Annotated in this window: 1 protein-coding gene; it reads left to right on the top strand. The window is 72.2% G+C overall.

The window, feature by feature from the left end; all coding sequences use genetic code 11:
* A partial coding sequence (locus tag GVL03_RS19280) for a DUF72 domain-containing protein (RefSeq protein ID WP_159502579.1) occupies window positions 1-561 on the top strand: 561 nt, incomplete at both ends.

A 561-nucleotide genomic window follows, 5' to 3' on the forward strand; every position in this document is an offset into this window, starting at 1 on the left:
GGCTGGCACAGGCCCGTGAGCTGGCCTTCGCCGCCCGGCAGTTCCCGGTGCTGGAACTCAACGGTTCGTTCTATTCGCTGCAGCGGCCGCACAGCTGGGCCGCATGGGCGCAGGCCACGCCGCCGGGCTTCGTCTTCACCGTGAAGGCACCGCGCTTCATCACGCACATGCTGCGGCTGCGCGACTGCCGGGCGGCGATCGCCAACTTCTTCGCCTCCGGGCTGTTCGCGCTGGGGCCGAAGCTCGGGCCCATCCTCTGGCAACTGCCGCCCACCCTGCCCTTCGACGCAGGCACGCTGGAGGAATTTCTGGGCCTGCTGCCGCACGACACCACACGGGCCGCCGCCCTGGCGCGCGAGCGCGAGCCGCGCATGCGGGGCCGTGAACGCCTGGAGCCACCCGCGCCGGCCTGCCGCATCCGCCATGCGTTCGAAGTGCGGCACGCAAGCTTCGCCACGCCCGAGTGCATCGCCCTGCTGCGCCGCCATGGCGTCGCGCTGGTGGTGGCCGACACGGCGGGGCGCTGGCCGGAACTCGGCGACGTGACGGCCGATTTCGTCT

The sequence above is a fragment of the Microbacterium sp. 18062 genome, assembly GCF_902706225.1.
Lineage (GTDB): Bacteria > Actinomycetota > Actinomycetes > Actinomycetales > Microbacteriaceae > Microbacterium.